The following is a 1,936-nucleotide window of genomic DNA, read 5'->3' on the forward strand; positions in this document are numbered from 1 at the left end:
GGAGAATAGCGAGCTATTTGACGAACAAAAGCGGATTTTCAGACCAATTTGCTGCAATCCTCGCTACGGACGCTTAAGTCCGACAGGCTGCTAGTTTTTAACAGAAAATCTTTGACAGAGAAACACACATATTTTCTTGATCTATCCTTCGTCTCTATCAACTGGAACGCGCGGCTATAATTATTAAACATTCACTCTTTGCGGCACTGCTTTTGCTGACATGTCCTGTCGCCTGTCAGACCGAACCGTTTACAGGACATTATATTGTCGAGCTTGAACAGACTAGAATATTTCCAAACCAGAGCTTTTTTGTAAAGCGTGTTGGAAACCCTTCAGACACTACCAACACAAAAGACTATGCAGGACCAGATTCATCGCCTGATGACAAACCCCGCAGATCTTGGGGCCACGGAGTAGAAACGACCATTATTGAAGCGATTTCCTGGCAATCGGTTTACGCCACTGGCCTGCTGACCCTGACTATCAAAGACGCTCCTCCGGGTGCCACCGCTTATTCATGGTTACCATTAGAAGTGCTTGTCGATATCATCTGGCTTTTAAAAAGCCACTTAAACATAAAATCATCGTCGTTTGATCTGATCGAACAACAAGAAGCCAGTCAGGATGACCCGTTTGCAACCATCACTATGGTTCTTGGCTCAGGACATAGTCAACAATCATACCAACCATCAAAATCATCAGGTCAGCATGCCACGGAAGCCGCGGCCGATCCTGCAGACTCTTTCGTTAGCCGTCTGTATTCTGGCTCTGGAAGCGGTAACGGGAACCCCCAACAACACCTGCATACTTTGGGTTTAGATTGTTTCATCCATCCCTGTCGTGGCGTTTGTCAATTCCGCCCATCGTCAGATAGCAGAGAGCCCTCTGAGTGGCCGTTAGACTCCGGAAAAAGCTCGTGTCCCCATTTGGTCAATGGACACTGCTTTAGATGCATGGGTCATTTTGATCCTGTATACATTACATACCCAATGAATGCTGACGCTGACTATACAACTGATGCTGCCGGCCAACTCAATTATAATGTGAATTTTCTCTCCAACGCCGTTGGTGTTTCGACCATCAATGAGCTAATCCTTCCACAAAGTCTTCCCGAAGAAGTCGGAATTTGCGATACGCTCGGCCAGTTAACCTCCCTGTTTGAGACTTCAGAAACACATCAAACAACGATAGAATCATCCCAATTGGGTCAGAGTTCATCTCATCTTTGCCAGACAGTCACAGAACAAGCTCTGTCGGATCACAAGCTTAAATTCCACAGCGGGCAACTGAGCTGTGAGAAAACAGTGATCGGTAAGAATGGTCAGCAACAGTTATGCGGGAAGGTCTGCAAGAGTTATAAAGCCCTTTGGGAACACAAAAGAAGAGCCCACACCGGGCCACAAACCTGTGACGGAATAGTGGTCAGTGAGGATGGCCAGCAGCCATGCGGCATGGTCTGCAAGAACGCTCAAGCCCTGGTAGAACACAAACGCAAATTCCACAGCGGGCAGCGACCAACCTGTGAGGCAACAGTGGTCGGGAAGGATGGTCAACAGCACTCATGCGGGAAGGTCTTCAACAACAGCAGAGCTCTGTGGGACCACAAAAGAAGAGTCCACACAGAACCACAAGCCTGTAACGAAACAGTGGTCGGTGGGGATGGCCAGCAGCAGCCATGCGGCAAGGTCTGCAAGAATACTCAAGCTCTGTTTGATCACAAACGCCTATTCCACAACAAGCATCAGCCAACCTGTGAGGCGACATTGGTCGGGGAAAATGGTCAGCAGCAGTCATGCGGGAAGGTCTGCAAGAATAATAGAGCCCTGTGGCATCACAAAAGAATAGCCCACAGCGGGCCACAAACCTGTGACTTGACAGTGGTCAGGGAGAATGGCCAGCAACAGCCATGCGGGAAGGTCTGCAAGAATGCTCAAGC

General features: G+C 48.6%; 1 protein-coding gene. It reads left to right on the forward strand.

All coding sequences use genetic code 11. The features are described 5' to 3' along the window. Window positions 1–212 precede the first annotated feature (212 nt). Window positions 213–1,936, forward strand: a 1,724-nt coding sequence (locus KDK18_RS10825; protein ID WP_257254914.1) for a hypothetical protein, incomplete at its 3' end; no start/stop codon positions are given.

This window comes from Endozoicomonas sp. SESOKO3, from assembly GCF_024606255.1.